A 1,860-nucleotide genomic window follows, 5' to 3' on the forward strand; every position below is an offset into this window, starting at 1 on the left:
CCCCCATGACCTGCGCAACCTTTCGGTGGAGCAGCTCAGGCAGCTGGCGGATGAACTGCGCTCCGAGACGATCGATGCCGTCTCCACCACCGGCGGCCATCTCGGCGCCTCGCTGGGCGTGGTGGAACTGACCGTGGCGCTGCATGCCGTGTTCGACACCCCCGATGACCGCGTGATCTGGGATGTGGGCCACCAGGCCTACCCGCACAAGATCCTGACCGGGCGGCGCGAGCGCATCCGCACCCTGCGCCAGCCGGGCGGGCTGTCGGGCTTCACCCGGCGCAGCGAGAGCGAATACGACCCGTTTGGGGCGGCGCATTCCTCCACCTCCATCTCGGCGGGCCTTGGCATGGCCGTGGCCCATCACCTGCGCGCGGAGGAAGATCCCTCCTACCGCGAGCGCAACGTGATTGCCGTGATCGGCGATGGCTCGATCTCGGCCGGCATGGCGTATGAGGCGATGAACAATGCCTCCCATTGCGGGCCGGGTGCGGAACGCCTGATCGTGGTGCTCAACGATAACGAGATGTCGATCGCTCCCCCGGTGGGCGCGATGTCGAGCTATCTCTCGCGGCTGATGTCCTCGCGCAAGTTCCTCTCCCTGCGTGAACTCGCCGCCAAGATGGCCAAGCGCCTGCCCGGCCGGCTGGAGCGCACGGCCAAGAAGGCGGATGAATACGCGCGCGGCATCATGACCGGCGGCACGCTGTTCGAGGAACTGGGCTTCTATTATGTCGGCCCCGTGGATGGCCACGACATGAACCAGCTGGTCCACATCCTGCGCAACCTGCGCGATGCCGAGGATGTCGGCCCCGTGCTGCTGCACGTGATTACCGAGAAGGGCCACGGCTACAAGCCTGCCGAATCGGCGGGGGACAAGTATCACGCCGTCTCCAAGTTCAATGTCGTGACCGGTGAGCAGAAGAAAGGCCCGTCCGGCCCGCCCAGCTACACCTCGGTCTTTGCGAAGGAACTGGTGCGCCAGGCCGCGACGGATGACAAGATCGTCACGATTACCGCCGCCATGCCGTCGGGCACCGGGCTGGACAAGTTTGCCAAGGCCTATCCCGACCGCTTCTTTGACGTGGGCATTGCCGAACAGCATGCCGTGACCTTTGCCGCCGGCATGGCGACCGAGGGGCTGCGCCCGTTCTGCGCCATCTATTCCTCCTTCCTGCAGCGCGCCTATGACCAGGTGATGCATGACGTGGTGCTGCAGAAGCTGCCGGTGCGCTTCGCCATCGACCGCGCGGGGCTGGTGGGCGCCGATGGCGCGACGCATGCGGGATCGTTCGACATCGCCTACCTGGGCTGCCTGCCGGGCATAACGCTGATGGCGCCCAGCACCGAGGTGGAACTGATGCACATGACAGCCACCGCCATCGCGTTTGACGAAGGCCCGATCGGCCTGCGCTACCCGCGTGGCGCGGGGCTGGGGCTGGACCTGCCGGCAGCGGGCGAGGTGCTGGAAATCGGACGCGGGCGAATCGTGCGCGAGATGGCGCGCCAGTCCGGGCCGGAACAGGGCGGCATTGCCATCCTCTCGCTCGGGCCAAGGCTGGAACACGCGCTGAAGGCCGCCGACATGCTGGCCGCCCACGGCCTGTCCCCCACCGTGGCCGATGCCCGCTTCGCCAAGCCGATCGACACCGCGCTGGTCGAGCAGCTGGCACGCAACCATGCGGTGCTGATCACCATCGAGGAAGGCTCGGTCGGCGGGTTCGCAAGCTTTGTCATGACCCATCTGGCCAGGACCGGACTGCTCGACCGCGTGCGCTTCCGCCCCATGACCCTGCCCGACCGCTTCATCGATCATAACACCCAGGATGCCCAGTATATCGAGGCAGGGCTGGATGCGGC

1 protein-coding gene is annotated in these 1,860 nt (G+C 66.7%); it reads left to right on the forward strand.

Translation table 11 applies throughout. The annotated features are described in order from the left end of the window. Nucleotides 1-1,860 (forward strand): 1-deoxy-D-xylulose-5-phosphate synthase (gene dxs, locus CFR78_RS15910; protein WP_110581368.1); only part of this gene is annotated, 1,860 nt, incomplete at both ends.

Origin of the sequence: Komagataeibacter rhaeticus (assembly GCF_003207855.1) — a bacterium.
GTDB lineage: Bacteria > Pseudomonadota > Alphaproteobacteria > Acetobacterales > Acetobacteraceae > Komagataeibacter > Komagataeibacter rhaeticus.